18 protein-coding genes and 1 other annotated feature are annotated in these 20,778 nt (G+C 41.4%); of the genes, 5 read left to right on the top strand and 13 right to left on the bottom strand.

Features of this window, described 5'->3' with window-relative positions; all coding sequences use genetic code 11:
• Positions 1 to 3: 3 nt before the first annotated feature.
• Positions 4 to 777, bottom strand: a complete 774-nt coding sequence (locus tag ACZ5XR_RS09570; RefSeq protein WP_464501423.1) for an SGNH/GDSL hydrolase family protein — start codon at positions 775 to 777, stop codon at positions 4 to 6.
• Between the two features lie 138 nt (positions 778 to 915).
• On the opposite strand from ACZ5XR_RS09570, the gene ACZ5XR_RS09565 reads away from it, so the two are divergent.
• Entirely contained in the window at positions 916 to 1,491 is a 576-nt protein-coding gene (locus ACZ5XR_RS09565; protein ID WP_464501422.1) for a YdcF family protein, read from the top strand.
• 575 nt (positions 1,492 to 2,066) lie between these two features.
• Here ACZ5XR_RS09565 and ACZ5XR_RS09560 read toward each other — a convergent pair.
• The 3 genes from ACZ5XR_RS09560 to proS all read right to left on the bottom strand — a co-directional run bounded on the left by ACZ5XR_RS09560 (position 2,067) and on the right by proS (position 5,401).
• Complete coding sequence (locus tag ACZ5XR_RS09560) at positions 2,067 to 3,158, bottom strand: CaiB/BaiF CoA transferase family protein (protein ID WP_464501421.1); 1,092 nt, start codon at positions 3,156 to 3,158, stop codon at positions 2,067 to 2,069.
• Between the two features lie 25 nt (positions 3,159 to 3,183).
• The gene (locus ACZ5XR_RS09555; protein ID WP_464501420.1) at positions 3,184 to 3,744 is read right to left on the bottom strand and encodes a GNAT family N-acetyltransferase; all 561 of its coding nucleotides are present in this window, start codon (positions 3,742 to 3,744) and stop codon (positions 3,184 to 3,186) included.
• 226 nt (positions 3,745 to 3,970) lie between these two features.
• Positions 3,971 to 5,401 carry a proline--tRNA ligase gene (gene proS / locus ACZ5XR_RS09550; RefSeq protein ID WP_464501419.1) on the bottom strand — a complete coding sequence of 477 codons (1,431 nt, stop codon included), beginning with the start codon at positions 5,399 to 5,401 and terminating at the stop codon, positions 3,971 to 3,973.
• 189 nt (positions 5,402 to 5,590) lie between these two features.
• Positions 5,591 to 5,808: a binding site (T-box leader), on the bottom strand.
• A 361-nt stretch (positions 5,809 to 6,169) separates the two neighbouring features.
• On the opposite strand from proS, the gene ACZ5XR_RS09545 reads away from it, so the two are divergent.
• Positions 6,170 to 7,039 (top strand): cupredoxin domain-containing protein, encoded by an 870-nt coding sequence (locus tag ACZ5XR_RS09545; protein ID WP_464501418.1) that lies wholly within the window; start codon positions 6,170 to 6,172, stop codon positions 7,037 to 7,039.
• A 46-nt stretch (positions 7,040 to 7,085) separates the two neighbouring features.
• Here the strand turns inward: ACZ5XR_RS09545 and ACZ5XR_RS09540 are convergent, their stop codons facing one another.
• Positions 7,086 to 8,141 (bottom strand): ABC transporter permease, encoded by a 1,056-nt coding sequence (locus tag ACZ5XR_RS09540; RefSeq protein ID WP_464501417.1) that lies wholly within the window; start codon positions 8,139 to 8,141, stop codon positions 7,086 to 7,088.
• Positions 8,138 to 8,863 carry an ABC transporter ATP-binding protein gene (locus tag ACZ5XR_RS09535; RefSeq protein ID WP_464501416.1) on the bottom strand — a complete coding sequence of 242 codons (726 nt, stop codon included), beginning with the start codon at positions 8,861 to 8,863 and terminating at the stop codon, positions 8,138 to 8,140. The genes ACZ5XR_RS09540 and ACZ5XR_RS09535 overlap by 4 nt, the downstream gene beginning before the upstream one ends.
• 138 nt (positions 8,864 to 9,001) lie before the next feature.
• Between ACZ5XR_RS09535 and ACZ5XR_RS09530 the strand changes: the two genes are divergently transcribed.
• A complete protein-coding gene (locus ACZ5XR_RS09530; RefSeq protein WP_464501415.1) occupies positions 9,002 to 9,622 on the top strand; it encodes a TetR/AcrR family transcriptional regulator in 621 nt (206 codons plus the stop codon).
• A gap of 36 nt (positions 9,623 to 9,658) precedes the next feature.
• Here ACZ5XR_RS09530 and ACZ5XR_RS09525 read toward each other — a convergent pair whose 3' ends face one another.
• The 6 genes from ACZ5XR_RS09525 to ACZ5XR_RS09500 all read right to left on the bottom strand — a co-directional run bounded on the left by ACZ5XR_RS09525 (position 9,659) and on the right by ACZ5XR_RS09500 (position 15,155).
• Positions 9,659 to 10,153 (bottom strand): PepSY-associated TM helix domain-containing protein, encoded by a 495-nt coding sequence (locus ACZ5XR_RS09525; protein ID WP_464501414.1) that lies wholly within the window; start codon positions 10,151 to 10,153, stop codon positions 9,659 to 9,661.
• Positions 10,154 to 10,243: 90 nt separating this feature from the next.
• A complete protein-coding gene (locus ACZ5XR_RS09520) occupies positions 10,244 to 11,494 on the bottom strand; it encodes a sensor histidine kinase (RefSeq protein ID WP_464501413.1) in 1,251 nt (416 codons plus the stop codon).
• An 11-nt stretch (positions 11,495 to 11,505) separates the two neighbouring features.
• Entirely contained in the window at positions 11,506 to 12,177 is a 672-nt protein-coding gene (locus ACZ5XR_RS09515; protein WP_464501412.1) for a response regulator transcription factor, read from the bottom strand.
• Positions 12,178 to 12,266: 89 nt separating this feature from the next.
• Complete coding sequence (locus tag ACZ5XR_RS09510; protein WP_464501411.1) at positions 12,267 to 13,442, bottom strand: ABC transporter permease; 1,176 nt, start codon at positions 13,440 to 13,442, stop codon at positions 12,267 to 12,269.
• A complete protein-coding gene (locus ACZ5XR_RS09505; RefSeq protein WP_464501410.1) occupies positions 13,411 to 14,121 on the bottom strand; it encodes an ABC transporter ATP-binding protein in 711 nt (236 codons plus the stop codon). The genes ACZ5XR_RS09510 and ACZ5XR_RS09505 overlap by 32 nt, the downstream gene beginning before the upstream one ends.
• Entirely contained in the window at positions 14,121 to 15,155 is a 1,035-nt protein-coding gene (locus ACZ5XR_RS09500) for an efflux RND transporter periplasmic adaptor subunit (protein WP_464501409.1), read from the bottom strand. The genes ACZ5XR_RS09505 and ACZ5XR_RS09500 overlap by 1 nt, the downstream gene beginning before the upstream one ends.
• 225 nt (positions 15,156 to 15,380) lie before the next feature.
• Between ACZ5XR_RS09500 and ACZ5XR_RS09495 the strand changes: the two genes are divergently transcribed.
• Positions 15,381 to 16,790, top strand: a complete 1,410-nt coding sequence (locus tag ACZ5XR_RS09495; RefSeq protein ID WP_464501408.1) for a TerD family protein — start codon at positions 15,381 to 15,383, stop codon at positions 16,788 to 16,790.
• Between the two features lie 542 nt (positions 16,791 to 17,332).
• On the opposite strand, the gene selB is transcribed toward ACZ5XR_RS09495, so the two are convergent.
• Complete coding sequence (selB, locus tag ACZ5XR_RS09490) at positions 17,333 to 19,219, bottom strand: selenocysteine-specific translation elongation factor (protein ID WP_464501407.1); 1,887 nt, start codon at positions 19,217 to 19,219, stop codon at positions 17,333 to 17,335.
• Between the two features lie 242 nt (positions 19,220 to 19,461).
• On the opposite strand from selB, the gene ACZ5XR_RS09485 reads away from it, so the two are divergent.
• Positions 19,462 to 20,766 carry an Nramp family divalent metal transporter gene (locus tag ACZ5XR_RS09485; protein ID WP_464501406.1) on the top strand — a complete coding sequence of 435 codons (1,305 nt, stop codon included), beginning with the start codon at positions 19,462 to 19,464 and terminating at the stop codon, positions 20,764 to 20,766.
• Positions 20,767 to 20,778: the final 12 nt, after the last annotated feature.

Genomic DNA, 20,778 nt, shown 5'->3' with positions numbered 1-20,778 from the left:
TCCTTACCAGGTGAGCAATGCGGCCACACGTTCTGCGATCAACCGGTATCCTTTTTCATTTGGATGAAACTTATCAGAATACAGATAATCATTGACCTTTAATTCAAACAGGTCAAAGGTTGGAACAAAAACGATTTTTGGGAATGCGGCACTAATTTCAGCACTATCATAATTCCAATGCCGGATCGCCTTTGACATTTGATTACCTTGTCCTAAATCGATAAATGGATTATACAATCCAACAAAAAATACATTGGCAGTGGTATTTACCTGGCGTATTTGACCAAAGATAAATTTTAAATTAGCCAAATAATTTTTTTCAACCGAAGCAATATTACTTGATTGAAAATCCAGCAATCCCTGCCCGCCGCGAAACATATCATTTCCGCCAATTGTCAGCAAAACAATATCAGCTTTTTGAATTTGCCGTTTTACTTCTGTTTGCTGTACTTGTTGCCGAAGCTGATCAGATGTTTGCCCCATGATTCCCAAATTGGTAAGCTGAACTTGGCGCTTTGTTTTTTTCTTGATTTCATCCAGTAAATCACCAACATAACCCTTTCCCGTCACATCACCTGTACCCCTTGTTAAAGAATCACCGAGTGCAACGATGGTCAGCCCTTTTGTATTTTCCGCTTTCTTCGATAGGGAAGCTGGCGGAATTTTTTCCGGTTTTCCCGCATAATATTCGCCAACAGCATAGAAAAGTCCACCCAGCCAGAGAAGGCAAAAGATTACAGAAATAATCGTAATCAATCGAATAACATTTTTATTCAACGGCAACACTCCTCACTCGTTGGTATTTTATCCATTTTCATCTAATATAGTAATCCTCTTTGTAATTTCACACGAATTATTTTCAAAAATGGAAATATTTGATATCCTTTTTGTAAAATTGATAGAATTGGGGAATTTATGAAAAAGAAGATTTACTTTTGGGCAGGCTTTATTTTCGTGGTTGGTTTAATTTACGTTGGTTTTTTGCAATATAAAATCTCTCAATTCAGCTCATTAGAAGCCCCGAACAACGCGGATTATCTGATTGTCCTTGGAGCGAGGGTAAAGGGCGACGTCCCCTCGTTGGTATTAAAGGAGCGAATTGATGCGGCAGCGGCCTATTTATTGAAAAATAAGTATACGGTAGCGATTGCGTCTGGCGGATTGGGACCGGGAGAAACGATTTCGGAAGCAGAGGCCATCAAGAAAAGATTAGTCGCTAAGGGAGTTGAAGAATCGCGGATCATTTTAGAAAAGCGTTCCACAGATACATACGAAAATATCCGCTTTTCCAAAAACCTCATACCTTCCGGCTTACAGTCTGGTATTATCGTCACGAATACGTTCCATATGTTTCGATCGCTCATGATTGCGCGCGATGAGAAGCTGAAGGTTGCAGGACTTCCGGCAAAAACACCTTTATCAGCGATTTTTAAGTCCTATTCCCGGGAATATTTGGCGATTACGAAGTATTATTTAACGAAGGTTTTTTGAAAAAGTGAGTGTGGCCCCGCGTTTTGATTGGCATCATTGCGGGGCTTGTATTTGGAAGGTTTCTTTACCCAAAAGAGATTATTTTTCTCTATTACGGTCAATTCTACGGCTTTCCTTTGACCGTCCGTGATCTATTTTTCCTTCTATGGGCAAAGCAACGGCTTTCCTTTGACCGTTCATGCTCTTTTTTTCTTTCTAAGGGCAATGCATCGGCTTTCCTTTGACCGTTCATGCTCTTTTTTTCTTCCAAAGGGCAATGCAAGGACTTTCCTTTGACCGTTCATGCTCTTTTTTTCTTCCAAAGGGCAATGCAAGGACTTTCCTTTGACCGTTCATGCTCTTTTTTTCTTTCTAAGGGTAATGCAACGGCTTTCCTTTGACCGTTCATGTTCTTTTTTTCTTTCTAAGGGTAATGCCACGGCTTTCCTTTGACCGTTCATGCTCTTTTTTTCTTTCTAAGGGTAATGCAACGGCTTTCCTTTGACCGTTCATGTTCTTTTTTTCTTTCTAAGGGTAATGCAACGGCTTTCCTTTAACCGTCCGCGCTTTTTTTCCCTTTTGTTGGCAATGGAATTTTATTTAAGCAATACTTCCGAATTGCTATCATCAGGTTTCAAGCCAATATGCTTATACCTAGGTGAAAATACCGTGGTTTTGATTGGACAAGCGATTTGTTTTTGACAGCCTCCATCCACTGTCGGAACTTCCACCACCATTCCCCGCTCTTTCAATTGTGGATGTTCACATGCCTCAGCGAACGTGAGCACCGGCTCGACACATGCTTCAAAATCAGCAAACACCGCCTTCCATTCATCAAATGTTTTGCTGAAAAATGCAAACCGAACGGCCTCTTTAAACCTAGCAATATCTTCTGCTTTATGACTCAGGCTTATTTCATATAAGTCTTCCCTTCCGATTGCCACACATAATTGCTTCCGGAATTGAGGTTCCAGGCTTCCGACCAAAAAATACCTTCCATCACTGGTTTCATAAAAACCATAAAAGCTCCTGCCATTCAACAACGTTTCTTCCGGTTCAGGATTTACCCCGCCATTAAAATAACCAGGTGCCCATAATGCATTTAGGGAAAAGCTGCAATCCGTCATGCTAATAACGATCGCCTGCCCTTGTCCTGTTCGATCACGGTAAATCACAGCAGACAATATGCCAATGACAGCATGCAGAGAACCGCCCGCAAGATCAGCCATTTGCGTTCCATTTTGTGCCGGCCCCCCTGCCTTTGTACCGGAGTAGCTTGACACACCTGCCAATGCCAAAAAATTAATATCATGTCCTGGACGATCCTTGTAAGGACCAGTCTGGCCAAATCCTGTAATAGAGCAATAAATAAGGCGGGGATTAACTTTTTTAAGCTCTTCATATCCTAAACCCAGCCGGTCCATGACACCGGGGCGAAATTGCTCTAACACGATATCATATTCTTTCACTATTCGCTTGACTGCCTCAATCGATTCCGCCTTTTTTAAATCCAGTGTAATCGACTTTTTCGAGCGGTTCAGGTATTGATCAGTTCCCAATTCATCAACATATCCGTTTTTTTTCACATGAATTACCTCTGCGCCTAAATCGGCTAAAAGCAACGAAGCGAATGGACCAGGTAATAATGTAGAAAAATCTAAAATCTTTAAATGAGTTAAAAGTGACATAAATTAACTCCCTTAAATCTCTCCACTAAACTATTTTTGAAAAAACACACATATCTCTTACTTCCTTTCCATCTCCAGAAAGGGTGGCATTTTTTAAGATTCCTTCAAGAGTAAACCCCAATTTTTCCGGAATCGCCCGGCTTTTCATATTTTTTGAATCACAGTGGATGTCCACACGCCTTGCCTTCAAGCTCTCAAAAGCAAATTGAGTGATTCCTGCAACTGCTTCGGTAATATACCCCTTTCCACTGTGGCGGGTATCAATCCAATAGCCAATTTCAAACCGAGGCACATCCCAGTTGATTCGGTGTAAACCGGACGCCCCGATAAATTCGCCTGTTTTTTTATCAAAAAGGTGAAGCCTTAGGTCTTCACGGGTTAAAAATTTCGCATGGGCCTCGCGAATGTTTACTTCCGTATCCTCTTCCGTCTGGTTCTTATGTACCCAAGGCATCCAAGGTTTAAGTTCATTTATTGAAGCCTGGATTGCTTTGTAAACGGTTTTTCCATCACCAGGCATAGGCTTCCGGATGAGTAATCTTTCAGTATGAAATTCTTCAGGAAAATCTAGTAGTATTGGTTTCATTTTTTAATCTCCTCTCCATAATTTAGAAATTCTCCAAAAAAAGAGAAAGTCCTTTCTTCTTCAAATACGATTCGCTGATAAATATGAATGATTCGCCGATAAATAGCAATAATCCGCCGATAAACACTCTTGATTCGCCGATAAAATATATTGTCTTGTTCAAATTTCGCAAAATTCCATAAAAAAGAGCCCTCCTTTTATGGAAGAGCCCCTCAAAATAAGATTTTTAATACGCTTTTGCCCAATAAACCATCTTATCCGCTGGTTTTCCGCAGCAAACGCAAGTATCAGCAACTTTTTCCTGTGCAAATGGAATACAACGGGAGGTTGCGCTTGTTTCCTCTTTAATTTTTTCCTCACAGGCTAAATCGCCGCACCACATGGATTTAATGAAGCCGCCTTTTGACTCCAATGTTTCCTTAAATTCATCAAAAGTCACGGCAACCGTTGTTCTGTCTTCACGGTGATTCAACGCTTTGTTATATAAATTTGATTGGATATCATCAAGTAATTCCACAAGCTTTGTTTCGAGCTGATCCATAGGTACAACCACTTTTTCCAACGTATCACGACGGACTAACACAACTTGTTTGTTCTCGATATCTTTTGGTCCAACCTCTAAACGAACTGGAATCCCCTTCATTTCATATTCATTGAATTTCCAGCCAGGCTTTTTGTCGCTGCCATCAATACCAACACGTGCAACATTCGAAAGTGATTTTTTCAAATCATAGGCAAAATCAAGAACGCCTTCTTTATGCTGTGCGATTGGCACAATCATCACTTGAGTTGGAGCCGCTTTTGGAGGAATTACCAAACCGCGGTCATCTCCATGCACCATGATTAAGGCGCCGATGATTCTAGTTGTGAAGCCCCATGATGTCTGATGGACATATTGCAGCTTTCCTTCTTTGTCCGTGTATTGAATGCCGAACGCTTCGGCAAACCCGGTGCCAAAGTGGTGAGATGTACCTGACTGCAGCGCTTTTCCATCATGCATTAAGCTTTCAATCGTAAAGGTTGCTTTCGCTCCTGCGAATTTTTCCTTTTCGGTTTTTTGCCCTTTAACAACTGGTATTGCAAGTATCTCTTCACAAATCGCTGCGTAGACATTCAGCATTTTAATCGTTTCTTCCATGGCATCCTCATCGGTTGCATGGGCGGTGTGTCCTTCCTGCCATAAAAATTCTAATGTTCGTAAGAATGGGCGGGTCGTTTTTTCCCAACGGACCACATTTGCCCACTGGTTATAAAGCTTTGGAAGGTCACGATAGGAATGAATAATATTGCTGTAATGCTCACAGAAAAGCACTTCAGATGTTGGTCTAACCACCAATCTTTCCGTCAGCTCTTCAGAACCGCCATGAGTAACCCATGCCACTTCAGGAGCAAAGCCCTCGACATGATCCTTTTCTTTTTGAAGCAGGCTTTCAGGTATAAACAATGGCATATACACATTTTCATGCCCTGTTTCTTTGATTCGTCTGTCCAATTCATTTTTAATATTATCCCATAAAGCATAGCCATACGGACGAATAATCATCGAGCCGCGCACGCTTGAATAATCAATTAAGTCTGCTTTTGTGACAACATCGGTATACCACTGGGCGAAATCCTCGTCCATGGCGGTAACATCTTTTACAAATTCCTTTGCCATTTTTGACACCTCTTATTTTTAAAAATATTACCTGTTGATTTCCGCTCCAGGCACTCGCTTTCCGCGGGGAGGTCCGGGAGCCTCCTCGGCGCATTAGGCGCCTGCGGGGTCTCCCGTGACCTCTCTATCCCGCAGGAGTCGAGTGCCCTCCGCTCCAATCAACAAAAATACAAAAAGGCCCTGATCCCAAAAAGGGACCAAGGCCTTGGCGGTACCACCCTAAATTAATAAAGCAATTGCTTTAAACTCTCACCATGATAACGGAATCGATCCGCTTGTATCTTCAAAAAGAATCCGATACAGAACTCGGAGGCAGGTTCAAATGATGGTCTAAGAAACCTTGCACCAACCGGTTTCCTCTCTAGGTAAGACGCTGTCATTTTACTAATCCCCGTCATTGTTTCAAATGTATTTGAGGATATTATATGTTTCTCGACAGAAAAAGTCAATTCCTGCGTTGGAATTTTTTTCTGAAAACTGCTTTAAACTGAATTCCTTATCGGTTAAAATGCAATTAATTATATTTTTCGGAGTGAAAACATGAAAAAAGAAGAACAGGATGAATAAAAAAATAAGAAGATGAAGAGAAAAAATTTCTTCTCGACTATATAAAAATGCAAAATGAAACATTAAAGCGAATTTTTAAAAATACACTCGATAAAGAAGACTAGGATACTTGTAATGTTCATAAAACTCTCCCAAAATCGAAATCGGCAGGCGATTTTTACATTTATAATATTCTTATATTGTAATTAAGGAGATTTTTCTATGAATATTCTATCAATTTTTTCGGCTGTTATGGTCAGTCTTATGACCGGCTATTCTATTTATCTTGTTCACCGTGAAAAACAGAAATTAAGCTGCATGTCCGGAATGATAATTGCGATGGCCATTGCGATGGTAGCTGGCCTCATGTCCGGATACCTTCTTGGCGTCTTTTCCGGTGTCATGTTTCTTTCCAGCGGAGTTAGTATCATCATTGGATTCATAATTGGCTTACTAGCCGGGCAGCCAATCGGACTCATGGCGATTCTCGATGGACTCCTTTCCAGTATCATGAGCGGGTTAATGGGTTCGATGCTTGGGGTTATGATGAAATTTGAAAATCCGTCAATCATGTTAGGAATTTTACTGGGATTATCAGTAATCATTATCGGACTCGTCATTTTATTTATAATAGTAGAAACCAATGATAAGTTTTCCATCGATACCTTGAAAATTTCACCTTTTGCCATATTATCAGCTGGTGCAGTTCTGATTGCCTTATTTTTATTTTTATATAGCAGTGACCTTGTTAAAATACCAACTTACAATACTACTGCTACCACAAGTCAGACAGCGACTCAAACGGAGGTCGATGTGACGGCACAGGCAGCTCCAACCATAAAAATGCAGGTGACTCAATCCGGTTACAGCCCGAATATCATTCATGTCAAAAAAGGCGTTCCAGTTAAATTGACGATAGAGAATCCACTCGAAAATAGCTGCTTATCTACATTCACAATGCCTGAATTTAATATTAATAATGTCAATTTAAATGTTGGGACCACGAATCTCCAATTTACCCCTTCCAAAACAGGTGAATATACCTTTAGTTGCGGAATGGAGATGTTTAAGGGGACTGTCATTGTTGAATAATTATAAACAAAGGGTCAGACCAATGGTCTGACCCTTAATTTCGCTTTTATAATTTCCTGTACTTTTTCAATGCAAAAATGTTAAGAACAACAAAAATTACAGCAAAGATGATTAAGGCTAAAAGATCACCGCTAATATCCCCGAGTGACATCCCTTTGTACATGACACCTTTCAATGCGTCACCTGCGTAATACATCGGCATGATTTTTGCAACGGCTTGCAGCCAATTGACCATTCCTTCAAGCGGAAAGATACCGGCAAAAAAGACTTGCGGAATAACCGCGATCGGGATAAATTGGATCATTTGAAATTCTGATGCGGCAAAGGTTGATAATAAAATTCCTAAAGAAAGTGCGACTAAGGCCAGGAGTAGATTAGTGATGACCACACTCCAAATCGAACCTACAAGGACAATATCTAAGACCTTAATCGCATAGAAAACAACGATTAGGGTTTGAAGAACCGCAAATATTCCGTAACCCACCAAATACGAGATTACAATTTCAACTCTGCGAATCGGTGTCGACAACAATCTCTCTAGCGTCCCGGTAGTCCGCTCCCGCAATAAGCCGATCCCTGAAATAATAAAGACGAAAAAGAAAACAAAGTATCCGACTAAAATCGGACTTAAGACATCAAAATAGACAGTGTCTTTGTTCCCATAAACATATTTTGTTTCAATACTTTTATTCGGAAGACTCACATGTACCAGCAGCTGTTTCATCATGTTCGCTTGGGCAAATGTGGCAACCGCCTGGTTCACCTTCAATTGGAGGGCTTTGGCAGTTGCTGGGTCCGCATTCTTTAAGGTTAATTGATAGGTGCCATTATCCATTTGAAGCAAGCCGTCAAGATTATCACTAACAACGGTGTTACTGGACACTTTATCATACTGCTTCACTTTAATTTTTGAATCCTTTAAACCTTTTACAATTTGATGATCGATATTCCTTACGCCTAACGTAGGATTAACGGTATTGCCATTAAATAAAAAGTACATCAGGGTTAAAATGATTAGCGGCGCAACAAAAAGTAATGCCAAGGTTCGCTTGTCCCGGAACATCTGCTGACAAATTCGTTTGATTAAGGCTAGTATTCTCATGGTTTTTTCACCCCGGCCCGTAAGAATACCTCATCAAAATCGTCCGTTTCATAGACAGCCTTTAATTCATTTGGTGTGCCGTTAGCTAAAATACGGCCATCGCGAACCATCGCCACTACATCGCATTTTTCAGCCTCATCCATGACATGTGTGGTCACAATAATCGTTTTTTCCTCTTCATTTTTTAACCGTAGCAGCTCTGCCCAGATGGATAATTTTAATTCTGGATCAATTCCGACAGTAGGCTCATCCAAAATCAAGATTTTCGGATCCTGTATTAAGGCAATGGCGAGTGATAGCCGCCGTTTCATTCCTCCTGAGTAGGTGGATACTCGTTTCTTGAGATCGTCGGTAAGGTTGACTAACCCGGCTGCATACGCCATTCGCATTTTCTGTTCTGCCTTTGGCAGTTTATACAATGAGGCAAAGAATTTCAGATTCTCCTCCCCGGTTAATTCTACATAGAGGGCATCAGATTGCGCCATATAACCAATTTCCTGCAATAAAGCGAGGTTTGGCATTTGTTTTTCCAAAACAAGAATGGAACCTCGATCCGCTTTCTCCATCCCTACGATCATTTTGACCAATGTTGTCTTCCCTGCCCCTGACGGCCCAATTAAGCCAAATAATTGCCCTTTAGGAATAGTAAGGTTGATATCCTTTAATACGGGCTTTTTTCCAAAGCTTTTCGTGACCTGTTCGACTTGAATGGTCGGTTTCATGATGTAACCTCCTCTTCATTTCACTTAATGAACACCGTGTTGACCGTTCCTATGTGTTCAGATTACAATGGATTTACATGAAATACAATCAACAATAAATTGAAAAATGTTCAATCCTACAAAAGGAGTATGGAAACGATGTCTGAGAAAGTCCATCAGCAAATGGCAGCTCGCACCCGCCAATTATTGAAAGATGTGCTTGCTGAGTTAATTGAGGAAAAAGGATTTGAAAGTATTACAATTCGCGATTTGACAGCCAGAGCGGAATTAAATCGAGGCACTTTTTATCTTCATTTTCGGGATAAATATGACTTAATGGAGCAGATCCAGAACGAACTGCTTGAAGGATTTAGCGAGGTCATTCGACGAATAAACCCTTTTGGAATCGTTGAGTCTATTACCAACAGACAACCATACCCTGTATTGATTCAAATTCTTCAATATCTGCAAGGTAACGGTCGTTTTTTTAAAGTCTTATTAGGACCAAATGGAGACCCGGCTTTCCCTAAGAAAATGAAGGAAATGATTAAGGCGAATTTCTATAATAAAGTAATCAAACCGCAAACCAGTAATAACGGACTGGATTCCATTGTTCAAGAATATTTGCCTGCGATTGGGACATCCGCCATTTTTGGACTTATTGAGCATTGGCTGGAAACAGATATGCCGCACTCCCCTGAAGAAATGGCGACTGTTTATTTAAAATTCATTCATTTTATTAGCAGCCAAATAGGCCAAATAAATAAGGCTGACTTCTAAAGAAAGGGCTGTCGATTTAATCGACAGCCCTTTCTCTTAATTTACATCAATTTCTCCATGATGCTTCTTTCTTTTTCTTTCCGCTCTAAGAACATTGATGGATAAATACACCCCTGTCCCGGTTAAAGCCATCATTGCAATTGCAACGAGATCAAGGAGCCATTTTACATCGGTATTGCCGATTCTTCCTTCATGAAGGTTGCGGATGGTTCCTAAGATTCCTTGGGCTCCCCCATTCCTTCTAAAACCATTAAAATTTCCATTTCCACGAAAACTTCCACGACCTTGGAATTGCCCATTACTTCCTTGACCTTGGAACTGACCTGATGCTTGGCCTGAGCCAGCTGAATTCCCTTGCCCATTTTGTCCTTGATAGAATTGCCCCGGTTGGAAATTGGCTCGTCCTACACTAGCTTGTGATTGACCGACCAACCAAGGCTCATTCATTAATAATCCCGTTAAAGCCTCAGCGAAAATGAAAATTGAAGCTATTAAGCCAATCCATAAATGTGCCCTTCTAAGTTTCTTCATGTTAAATAAACTCCCTTCCATAAGACAATTCATGCTTGTACAGTTGATAATCGTATTATGTAAGGAGTTCCTTAAGATTTTCTTAAGAAATCAATTTTTTTGAGCTCTTGGAAAAATAATTTCAATCGTTGTCCCTTTACCAAGCGTACTAAGAACCTTTGTTTTCCCGTGGTGCTTGTCAATAATCCATTTGGCGATGGATAAGCCAAGCCCAGTCCCTTCAGCGGCAGAACGCGCTTTATCACTCTGGTAAAAGCGGTCAAAGATCTTTGGAATATCCGATTCCGGGATGCCTATGCCATTATCCTTCACACGTAAGGTAATCGATGAATGGCTTTGGTGACAGGAGAGCAAGATCTCCCCTCCTTCATTTGTGTACTTCATGGCATTGTCTAATAATATGATAATCAGTTGATGAATTCTTTCTTTATCTGCAAAAAATTGCACCGGATCGGGAACTTCCAAATGAATGGACTTTCCTTGATAAGAAATGATTTCTTCGTAATGCAGAAGAATTTCCTTTAAAAGCTGATCCAGCTGAAACATTTGCTTCTTCATTTCAATTTGGTCAGAATCAGACCTTGCCAAGGTCAATAAATTAGCCACCAGCTTCGATAGCCGTCTTGATTCGGTGGAAATCGCTGAAACATCAAGAATCTTCTCCTGAATAGTAGCAGACGGTGCACGGAATAATAGATCCGTTTTTGCCTGGATGACCGCTAAGGGAGTCCGTAGTTCATGAGAAGCATCAGAAACAAACTCCTGCTGTTTTTGCCAAGCATTTTTGATCGGGACAAGCGCTCTGCCAGCAAGTAAATAGCCGAACCCAATTGCACAAAGAACACCAATCCCGCAGCCTACTGCAATGATAATCAATAAACGGTTCAATAATTCTTTTTCGGAATTGACATTTCGAATGACTTGAACGGTGATTTTACCAAGCTGTGGAATATTTACATGAATGGCAATATAACGGAATGAGAAATTTTCGAACGTTACATCTTGCAGACTGTCCAACTTTTTCGGACGAATCTCGTTTTCATGATCTTGAAAGAGCTGTGATTCACGGCTCATTTCTGCCACTAGCTTATTATTTTCATCCCATACCAATGTCATGATTCGTGGGTCCCTTCGCAAAAATCGGGGAGCACCAATATCAGGTCCTTGGCCTCCTTGAGGCAGCTGCTTAAAATGGTTCACCGAATCCTTAAGTGACTGATTAACATCCTGATATAGCCTATTTTCCGTGTAAAAATAGATAATGCTTCCTAATATGCTAATCAAAACAATAAACACCAATGAATTTATAAAAGTTAGCCTAATATGTGTTTGCCGAAACATTCTGTTTTCCTCTATTCCTCATTCAGCATGTAGCCGACACCGCGGATGGTCTTGATATCTGCATGATAGCCGGATGGTTCAAGCTTTTTGCGGAGATGGTGCATAAAGACTTCGACAATGGCAATGGTTGTATCAGAATCAAAGCCCCAAACACGATCATATATTTGTTCTTTTGTTAAAATCGCTCCTTTATTTTGAATTAAGTATTCCAATAACTCATATTGTTTAGAGGTAAGTTTAACCGCTTCACCCTCCACTGTAATGTCCCGTTCTTTACCGTGTAATTCAATTCCGCGATATTGAATCGTTTGATTCGTTGTTAAGCTGCCGCTCCGCCGAAGTAAGGCTCGAATCCTCGCCTTCAATTCTGCTGCTTGAAACGGTTTTACCAGATAATCGTCGCCCCCGCTATCGAGCCCTTTTACCCGGTCCTCCAATGAATCTCGTGCGGTTAGAAACAGGACAGGAGTTTTTAATCCATCCTTCCTTATTGCCTGAAGGACTTCAAATCCATCGATTTCCGGTAACATGACATCCAGAACAATCACATCATGAATCCTTTGCATCGCTAAAAATAACCCGTCCTCGCCGTTTGCTGCCTGGTCCACTTCAAATTCATCTGATAACAGTTCCACAATCGATTCCAGTAATGGTATATTGTCTTCGACAACTAATAAACGCATCTAAAGAGCCCCTTTATATCAAAATAACTAACCACTATTATATAGCAAACAAAGCGATCGCAACATACGACCGCTTTGTTTTCAAACCGCTATTCATAGCGAAGGGCTTGAATAGGGTTTAATTTAGACGCCTTGTTGGCTGGGAATACCCCGAAAACGACACCAACGACAACGGAGAATAAAAACGACATGAACACAACCGACGACGAAAAGGTCATCGTCATACTCAGAGTTGATGATAGAATTTTCCCGATGCTAAGCCCCAGAAGAATTCCAATAATCCCTCCTAATGAGCTTAAAACAGCTGCCTCAATTAAGAATTGCAGGAGGACATCCCGCCGTTTGGCCCCGATGGCTTTGCGTATTCCAATCTCTTTTGTCCGCTCCGAAACGGAAACAAGCATGATATTCATAATGCCGATCCCGCCGACAAGTAAGGAGATACTAGCTATTCCGCCTAACATCATTGTCATTGTATTGCTTACCGAGCTTGCCGTGTCCATTAGATCTTTCTCGTTACTAACCGTATAGGAATCACTTTTATTTGGAAATAAAGACGCCATTTCCATTTCTACTTCGGTCATGACAAAATCTACCTGCTGTTCATTTTGTCCTTGGAGATAGACTTGATTAATATTGGTTTGTTTCACTAATCGTTCTCCGGTGCTTAGCGGTACAATAACGACATCATCACCGCTTTGGCCTAGTGAGGTTCCTTTCGAAGCTAGTACCCCAACGACCTTATAAGAATTTCCATCGATTTGTACGTACTGACCAACAGGGTTCTCTGCCCCAAAAAAAGTTTGCGCTGTGGTTGCACCAAGCACCGCAATTTTTTGTCGGTATTCGATATCAAGGTCATTAATAAAACGTCCTTCACTAACCTGGGCATTACGAACCGTTTCATAGGATGCAGTCGTACCAGTCAGGGATACTTGTTGGTTTGTTCGGTCTTTTGTAACACTCACTCGCCCAGAAATAACCGGTGCAAAATCCTTGACACCATTTAATTTGCCAAGCTTCGAAATTTTATCATCGGTTAACGCCAAATCGGTTCCAAAAGTATTTACAGTGATGAGATTCGTTCCTAACTGATTAATTTGGTTGGTGACATTTGTCGTTGAGCCTTGGGCCATCGCAACGAGGACAATAACCGAAGAAACCCCGATAATGATGCCCAGCATCGTTAGCACCGAGCGAAGCTTATTGCTTTTAATACTGCGGAGAGCCATTTTAATAGATTGAAAGATGCCCAATGAGCTCACCCCCATCTTCTTGAAGCTGTCCATCCTGAATGCTGACCATTCGATTTGCCTGCTTGGCGATCGCCAGATCATGGGTTATCAAAATAATCGTATGGCCCAATTCATTTAATTCTTTCATCACATAAAGGATTTCTTTACTAGTCTTACTATCTAAAGCACCCGTGGGTTCATCCGCTAGAAGAATGGCTGGGTTACCGGCTAGGGCTCTTGCAATCGCTACCCGCTGCTGTTGTCCCCCAGACAACTGTGAAGGCAAATGACCCGCCCTATCGTGCAAACTAACCTTTTTTAAACTTTCTAATGCCATTTCACGGCGTTCTTTTGCTGATAATCCTCGATATAAAAGCGGCAGTTCCACATTCTCTACCGCTGTTAATTTCGGCAGCAAATTAAAGTTTTGAAAAATAAACCCGATTTTTTCATTACGAATGGCCGCTAACTGATTATCATTCATTTTGCCAATCTCTTTCCCGTCAAGCAGATAGGTGCCCTTATCAGGGAGATCGAGACAGCCAATCATATTCATCAAGGTGGATTTGCCAGAACCGGATGGTCCGATTATCGCCAAAAACTCACCTTTTTTTATTTCAAGTGATACATTATTTAAGGCATGAACGGTTTCACCGCCAAGCTTATATGTTTTCATCATATTATGAATTTCAATTATGGGTGTTGACATTAGTTTCCGCTCCTTCCACCAGATGACTGGCCGCCGCCAGATCCGCCATTTCCACCTCCATTTCGGAAAGAACGGCCCGAGCCGCCATAACCACCGCCTCCAAATCCGCCAAATCCGCCAAATCCTCCCCTCATCATTTGCCCATTCGTGGAAGAATTACTGATAGCGAGCTGTGGAAGCCGGACAGTTTCACCTTCTGTTAAACCTTGAGTTATTTCCACGTAATCTGCATTGGCTAAGCCTGTTTTCACGACCTGCTGCTGCATTCCGCCATATTGATTAGAAGAGTTACCTGAATTTTGATTAGAAGAGTCAGCTGATGTTAAAATTACAAATTTTTCATTATTTCTTGTACGAACCGCATCTATAGGTACATACAGCGCATTGTTCTTGCTAGCTGTTAAAATACTTGCCTCTGTACTCATTCCAACTTTCAAGTTCGTCGGTTTATCAATGTGAACGGTGACATCAAAGGTTGAAACACTATTTGTCGATGTTCCTTCGTTAGCAATAGCTGTAACTTTACCAGTAAATGTTTGATCTGGATAGGCATTCACATTTACTGTCACTGGCTGTCCTAATTTTATTTTTGGAATATCAAGCTCATCAATTTGGACGACGGTTTGTAAATCGGTGTAGTTCGTTAAGTGGGCTACAGCTTGTCCAATTTGGACGCGTTCACCTGGTGCAACAGACAAAGTGGTTACAACCCCACTTGCAGGTGCAGTAATCGGATCGCTTCCATCTGTAAAGGTTATAAGGTCCTGACCTTTTTTAACCTGCTCACCGGCCGTAACTAACACTTCATCAATTTGATTATTGTTGATCGTGGAAGTGATATCTTCCGTCGTAACAGGCTGGACAGTTCCTGACCCGCTAACTTTAACCTCTAATTTCCCTTTTTGAACCATTGCAGTACGAATCTGAGCGGTCGCAAATTTCCCGGAGCTTGCATTTGCTCTTGATCCATACCACTGATATCCAACAAATCCTATTACGACAATCACAATAACCGTAATAATCCATTTTTTCATTCTACTTACTCCTTTTCCTGTCAGTATTCTAATGCTTTTATTTTGGAATAAGCCTATTATTATGTTAGTTCCTTAACTTTTCCTTAAAAAACAACCATCTGGATGAAACCTTTCTTCCTCTTGCTCGTACTGTTTAATAGTGGAAAAAAATCTCTCTAGAAATTTCGTTCTATAACAATAATCGTTTTATAATGGAAGTAAGAAAACTGGTTAGGAGTGAAAAAAGTGGGTGTTACCTTAAGTAAGGGCCAAAAAGTGGATTTAACTAAATCCTACCCTGGTCTGCAAAATGTTGTCGTCGGATTAGGCTGGAATATTAGTAATCTCGGGAATCAATTTGATTTAGACGCTTCTGCTTTCCTTTTGGGACAAACAGGCAAGGTTCAAAGCGATCAGGATTTTGTTTTTTACAACAACCCATCAGGCGGGGATGGGTCAATCCTTTACAGCGGGGATAATCGGGTTGGATCAGGTGTACAGGATGATGAACAAATCAAGATTGATTTAAAAAAAGTGCCGGCACATATTCATCGGATTGCCTTTACCATTACCATCCATGATGCCCAAGTAAAACGGCAAAATTTCGGACAAATCTCCCAGTCTTATGTGCGAATTTTTAATGAACAAACGAATGAAGAGCTGATTCGGTTTGATCTTGGCCGCGATTTTACAGTGGAAACGGCTATTGTAGCGGCTGAGCTTTACCGCCATAATGGGGAATGGAAGTTCAACGCCATTGCCAGTGGATTTCAAGGGGGCTTAGCGGCATTATGCCGGAATTTTGGTGTTTCGGTCGACGATGCACCGTCGCCAACCATATCATCTATGCAGCAGAATACTTATCAACCCAATTCATACCAGCAAAATCAAAATAGTTTTCATCCATATACACAACAGCCTGTGACTCCATATCAACAGCAGGCAGCAGCCTTTCAGCAGCCTGCCTATGGATATCCGTCAACTGCCTACCCTTCTGCACCAATTGCCAACCATACATATGGCGGGGAGGAAATTATCTGTCCGCGATGCCATTCCTCCAATGTTCGAACAGGACAAAAAGGCTTTGGGCTTGGAAAAGCGGCGATCGGCGGCTTGATCCTTGGACCAATCGGTCTACTGGGCGGTTTTATTGGAAAGAATCAATTGAAATTCACCTGCAACAATTGTGGCAGTTCTTGGTCCCCTTCGCAGACAGACTATGCAGAATGGGCGAACAATCAAAAACGAAGAGCACAAGAGCTTTTTGCCCGCTATAAGAGCCAGGATGTTCTGGATGCGGTTGTTGCAGCATGTGCCTTGGTATCGATGGCAGACGGCCATTTAGATATGGCTGAACGGCAAAAAATGATTGAATTTGTCAACCAGAGTGAAGAACTCCGTGTTTTTGATTCACAAAAGGTCCTGCAAAAATTCAACCTGTTTACTTCGAAGATAGAAAATGACCATGTGGTCGGGCGGGCTGAAGCGTTCCGGGCTTTAGGGAAAATGAGAACCAAACCAGAGATGGCAAGGCTAATTGCCCGCTATTGCATTGCGATCGGGTATGCGGATGGAAACTTTGATCAATACGAAAAACAAATGGTCGCAGATATTTGCCATGAACTCGGGTTAAATCCTACAGAATTTTTGTCTTAAAAAAAGAAAAGGCTTATCTCATAATGGGTTCCGTTCACTATCACTAACATTAAAATGTAAGTAAGTAGTCTAATCCTTTATGGAGTAACCAGTAATATTTAAAATAAGCGGAGATATTTCGGTTAAATTCAGAATGAAGCTCTTTTCGGGGGAAATAAGGGGAGGATTTCCGGTTAAGCAAAGAAAAATCCATCATTTTCATGTTTTTCGAGTCAATAGGCGGAATCTCTCCGTCTATTTAAGCTATTTTCAGTGCATTTTACTAATTAAGAGGAATTTCTCCGTCTATTTATCAGATCGGCTGCTTAACCACCCCCCAACAGATAAGAGTGGACCCTCACGGACCCAGTTGAGGGAATCAACATCTTTTTATCTGGTAGCATTCAGGCGGCCAAAAATGGATATTAAAAATGGCTCAGTAATGAACTGAGCCATTTTATTTTTAATTGCAAAAAGAGATACAAAAGGCAGTACAAATTGTGCTACATTTCCGGGTTTTGCGACCGAAAACGAAACCCGTTAGGCTCATCTAAGCCTCTTCTTTATTTTTGCATCCAAACTCGCTTATTTTCTACTCGTTTTGTCAATCCCAAGGCATCTAATTTTTCTAAGAAGGGAATCATGTATTTTCGGGAAAGGTCGAGAATATTTTTCGCATCCCCGACTTCAAACTCTGATCCTGTTCCACTGCGAAGCTTTTCAGCTGCCATATTAAATACTTCACCATGATAAGCAAATTGGTCATCAAGAAAGATGATTTGTCCTTGGTCTTCTAAGAATCGCCGGATATCGGCTTCCAGATTTGCCGGAATTCCCGCAGCTAAATAATAATCTTTGAAATGGTGGACTTTAAGGTCATCTTTCTTCATAACTTCTAACATGTTCTCAGTCCGTTTTTGCCAGCTTTTTGGAACATGGGGAGAAAAGCTTGAAAGGGACACATACTGTTCCTTCCTTGTAAATATCCTTTTGGCAATCCCATTTTCGAGAACAAAATCCAAAAGAGGTTTTGAGAACCTCTTTTGCATGGACTGTAAAAGCTCAGCCTTATTCATTCCTAGCTTCATGGGATGGGATTGATGAAATTCCTCCAAACGATCATATACATCCTCTTCAATGGAATCAATCAACCATTTTAGTGAATAATCCTTTCCATTATATAAGATAAAATCATTTGCTTTTAACTGTATGGAGAGCATCTCTTCATCTAAAGAAGTTCGTTTCATTAACTCTTCAAACGGCAGACTTTTTGCTTCAAAAAGTGCAGCAGTAATCCGTTCCTTCGGGGTACCCACTTTTTTCTTCTCAAGCTCTTCAATGGTTTGATGACCAAATTTATATTTATTTCCACGTGGGTCGATTACCCAGCCTCCGCCAATGGTTTCTTGCGGACTGGGACGGCGGATAATAAAACGGTCGCCTCTTTTTGTCAAAATTTCTTCATCCAGCCTCAGCTGACAGAGGATTTCACCGTTCTCTTCCTTTAACTCATTGCGATCAAAGAAAACAATCCTGCCCATTACTTCAGCGGTTCCAATATGCAGCTTAATCGGCATCCGCTGCTTTACCAAATGCTCAAGGTCTCGGGTGACCCTGATGGCGACATCTAGTGTTTTTGTGACGATAAAATGTTCGGATGAAACCAAAACATCCCCGCGTTCTAACTCATCCTTTGACACTCCGGAAAGATTAATCGCAGCCCTTTGTCCCGCATATGCCTTCGGCGATGACTGATGATGAACCTGAATTTGCCTGGCGCGAACTTCTACGCCTTTTGGCATAATTGTTAACGATTGCCCCTCTTCGACGGTACCTTCATAAACCGTTCCCCTAACTACCGTCCCCTGGCCCTTTACCGTAAACACCTGGTCAATCGGCAGCCGAAAAGCCCCTCGTGTCTCTCGCGTTTCCTTTTCCTTCAATGTCCGAATGATGAGCTCTCTTATTTCTTCAATTCCTTTTTTGGAAAGACTGTCAACGAGAACGAACGGGGCGCCTTCAAACACAGTTCCTTTCAATTCCTCTAAAATATCGTCCTTAACAAGCTCGATAAATTCTTCATCCACCCGGTCAATTTTTGTGATCGCTATGATTCCGGTATTGATCCCCAGAAATTTCAAAATTTCCAAATGCTCTTTCGTTTGCGGCATGACTCCTTCATCTGCCGCAACGACCAATACGACGAGGTCAATCCCGGCAACACCGGCAATCATTTGCCTGATAAACCGCTCATGTCCAGGAACATCTATGACAGAGATTTGAATTTCATCATCTTCATATAATGGTGCAAATCCGAGTTCAATCGAGATTTGACGTTCTTTTTCTTCCTTTAAACGATCGGTATCCACATTGGTCAGCGCTTTTGTTAGCGACGTTTTCCCATGATCAATATGCCCCGCCATGCCAATGGTAAAATATCTCTTTTCCAAGTTTGCCACCTACTTTATCACTCTTCCATTTTACTGTAGCCTTATTGGCAAAATTGTTCAAGCAAACATTTTAAGATATATTCCAATCGCCTAATTTGTAAATTTCAAGCAAATAGATACACAAATTTTTCAAAATTTTATATAATAATGATATATAAATTTTGCACTAAGGAAACATTTATTGACGAACGAACAAAGCTTGCAATAACGAAAAAACAAAACGAACGAAAGGATGGTGTCTTATGGGTCAAACAAATACAGTAGCTATTGAACGGACCCAGGCTGCAGAACACCGGACCGTTTCAGCCGCAAGAGATGCCATAAATGGTAAAGTTAAAGGCATCCGGGCGCTGCTTCCGTTTCTCGGCCCTGCTTTCATTGCCTCTATTGCTTATGTAGATCCAGGAAATTTCGCCACGAACATTCAGAGTGGTGCCCGATTCGGGTATAACATGCTTTGGGTGATCGTTTTAGCCAACTTGATGGCAATGCTTTTGCAAAACATGTCAGCAAAGCTTGGAATTGCAACCGGAAAAAGCCTGCCGGAAATTTGCCGCGCTAATATGCCAAAATGGCTTACCATCATTATGTGGGTTGTTTCAGAGCTGGCGGCCATGGCAACCGACCTTGCAGAGTTTTTAGGAGCGACGCTTGCTCTTAATTTACTGGCCGGCATTCCCATGCTATATGCCACGATTATCACCGGAATTGTGACCTACTTGATTTTAATGTTAGAGAAATACGGTTTCCGTCCACTGGAAAAATTTATTGCCGCATTCGCGGTCTTGATTGGCTTATGCTATTTGGTCGAAACATTGCTTTCAAAACCAGACTTTTCAATGATTGCGTACCACAGTGTGGTGCCTTGGCTTGGAAGCAACGAAAGCATTATGCTTGCGGTCGGTGTGATCGGTGCTACTGTTATGCCGCATGCCATTTACTTGCACTCTAGCTTGACGCAAAACCGAATTGTTCCAAGGAATGATATGGAAAAAATTAAAATACAAAAATTCAGCACAAAAGAAATTCTGATTGCAATGATATTAGCAGGATTTGTTAACTTGGCGATGATGTACATGGCCGCCTCTGTGTTCAACCACAGCGGGAACAGTCATATCGCGGATTTGACCTCTGCCTATCATACACTCACTCCACTGCTTGGATCTGCTGCAGCCAGTGTATTCTTAATCTCATTGCTCGCTTCTGGTGTATCAAGCTCTGTCGTTGGAACGATGGCCGGGCAGGTCATCATGCAGGGGTTTGTCGGCTTCACGATTCCATTATGGATTCGCCGCCTGGTTACCATGGCACCTACAGTCATTATCGTTGCAATTGGCGTTGACCCGACTCGTACCCTTGTCATCAGTCAAGTCATCCTAAGTCTCGTACTTCCGTTTCCGATTATTGCCCTTATCTACTTCACACAAAAGAGGGAGATCATGGGAGTGTTAACGAATAAAAGGATCACAACGATTCTATCAAGCATTTTTGCCATCGTGATATTAGGATTAAATGTTTGGTTGATCATGCAGACGTTTTTTGGATAAAAAAAATGACCA

The organism is Neobacillus sp. Fa239, from assembly GCF_055395235.1.
The sequence above is the reverse complement of the archived record's forward strand: the minus strand, read 5'-3'. Positions and strand labels throughout refer to the sequence as shown.

Coding starts and splice junctions, on each gene's coding strand:
- ACZ5XR_RS09525 (WP_464501414.1), bottom strand. CDS start 10,153: ATGAAGAAACTTAGAAGGGCACATTTATGGATTGGCTTAATAGCTTCA.
- proS (WP_464501419.1), bottom strand. CDS start 5,401: ATGGCAAAGGAATTTGTAAAAGATGTTACCGCCATGGACGAGGATTTC.
- ACZ5XR_RS09555 (WP_464501420.1), bottom strand. CDS start 3,744: ATGAAACCAATACTACTAGATTTTCCTGAAGAATTTCATACTGAAAGA.
- ACZ5XR_RS09540 (WP_464501417.1), bottom strand. CDS start 8,141: ATGAGAATACTAGCCTTAATCAAACGAATTTGTCAGCAGATGTTCCGG.
- ACZ5XR_RS09505 (WP_464501410.1), bottom strand. CDS start 14,121: ATGTCAACACCCATAATTGAAATTCATAATATGATGAAAACATATAAG.
- ACZ5XR_RS09520 (WP_464501413.1), bottom strand. CDS start 11,494: ATGTTTCGGCAAACACATATTAGGCTAACTTTTATAAATTCATTGGTG.
- ACZ5XR_RS09545 (WP_464501418.1), top strand. CDS start 6,170: ATGAATATTCTATCAATTTTTTCGGCTGTTATGGTCAGTCTTATGACC.
- ACZ5XR_RS09515 (WP_464501412.1), bottom strand. CDS start 12,177: ATGCGTTTATTAGTTGTCGAAGACAATATACCATTACTGGAATCGATT.
- ACZ5XR_RS09500 (WP_464501409.1), bottom strand. CDS start 15,155: ATGAAAAAATGGATTATTACGGTTATTGTGATTGTCGTAATAGGATTT.
- ACZ5XR_RS09535 (WP_464501416.1), bottom strand. CDS start 8,863: ATGAAACCGACCATTCAAGTCGAACAGGTCACGAAAAGCTTTGGAAAA.
- ACZ5XR_RS09560 (WP_464501421.1), bottom strand. CDS start 3,158: ATGTCACTTTTAACTCATTTAAAGATTTTAGATTTTTCTACATTATTA.
- ACZ5XR_RS09565 (WP_464501422.1), top strand. CDS start 916: ATGAAAAAGAAGATTTACTTTTGGGCAGGCTTTATTTTCGTGGTTGGT.
- ACZ5XR_RS09530 (WP_464501415.1), top strand. CDS start 9,002: ATGTCTGAGAAAGTCCATCAGCAAATGGCAGCTCGCACCCGCCAATTA.
- ACZ5XR_RS09485 (WP_464501406.1), top strand. CDS start 19,462: ATGGGTCAAACAAATACAGTAGCTATTGAACGGACCCAGGCTGCAGAA.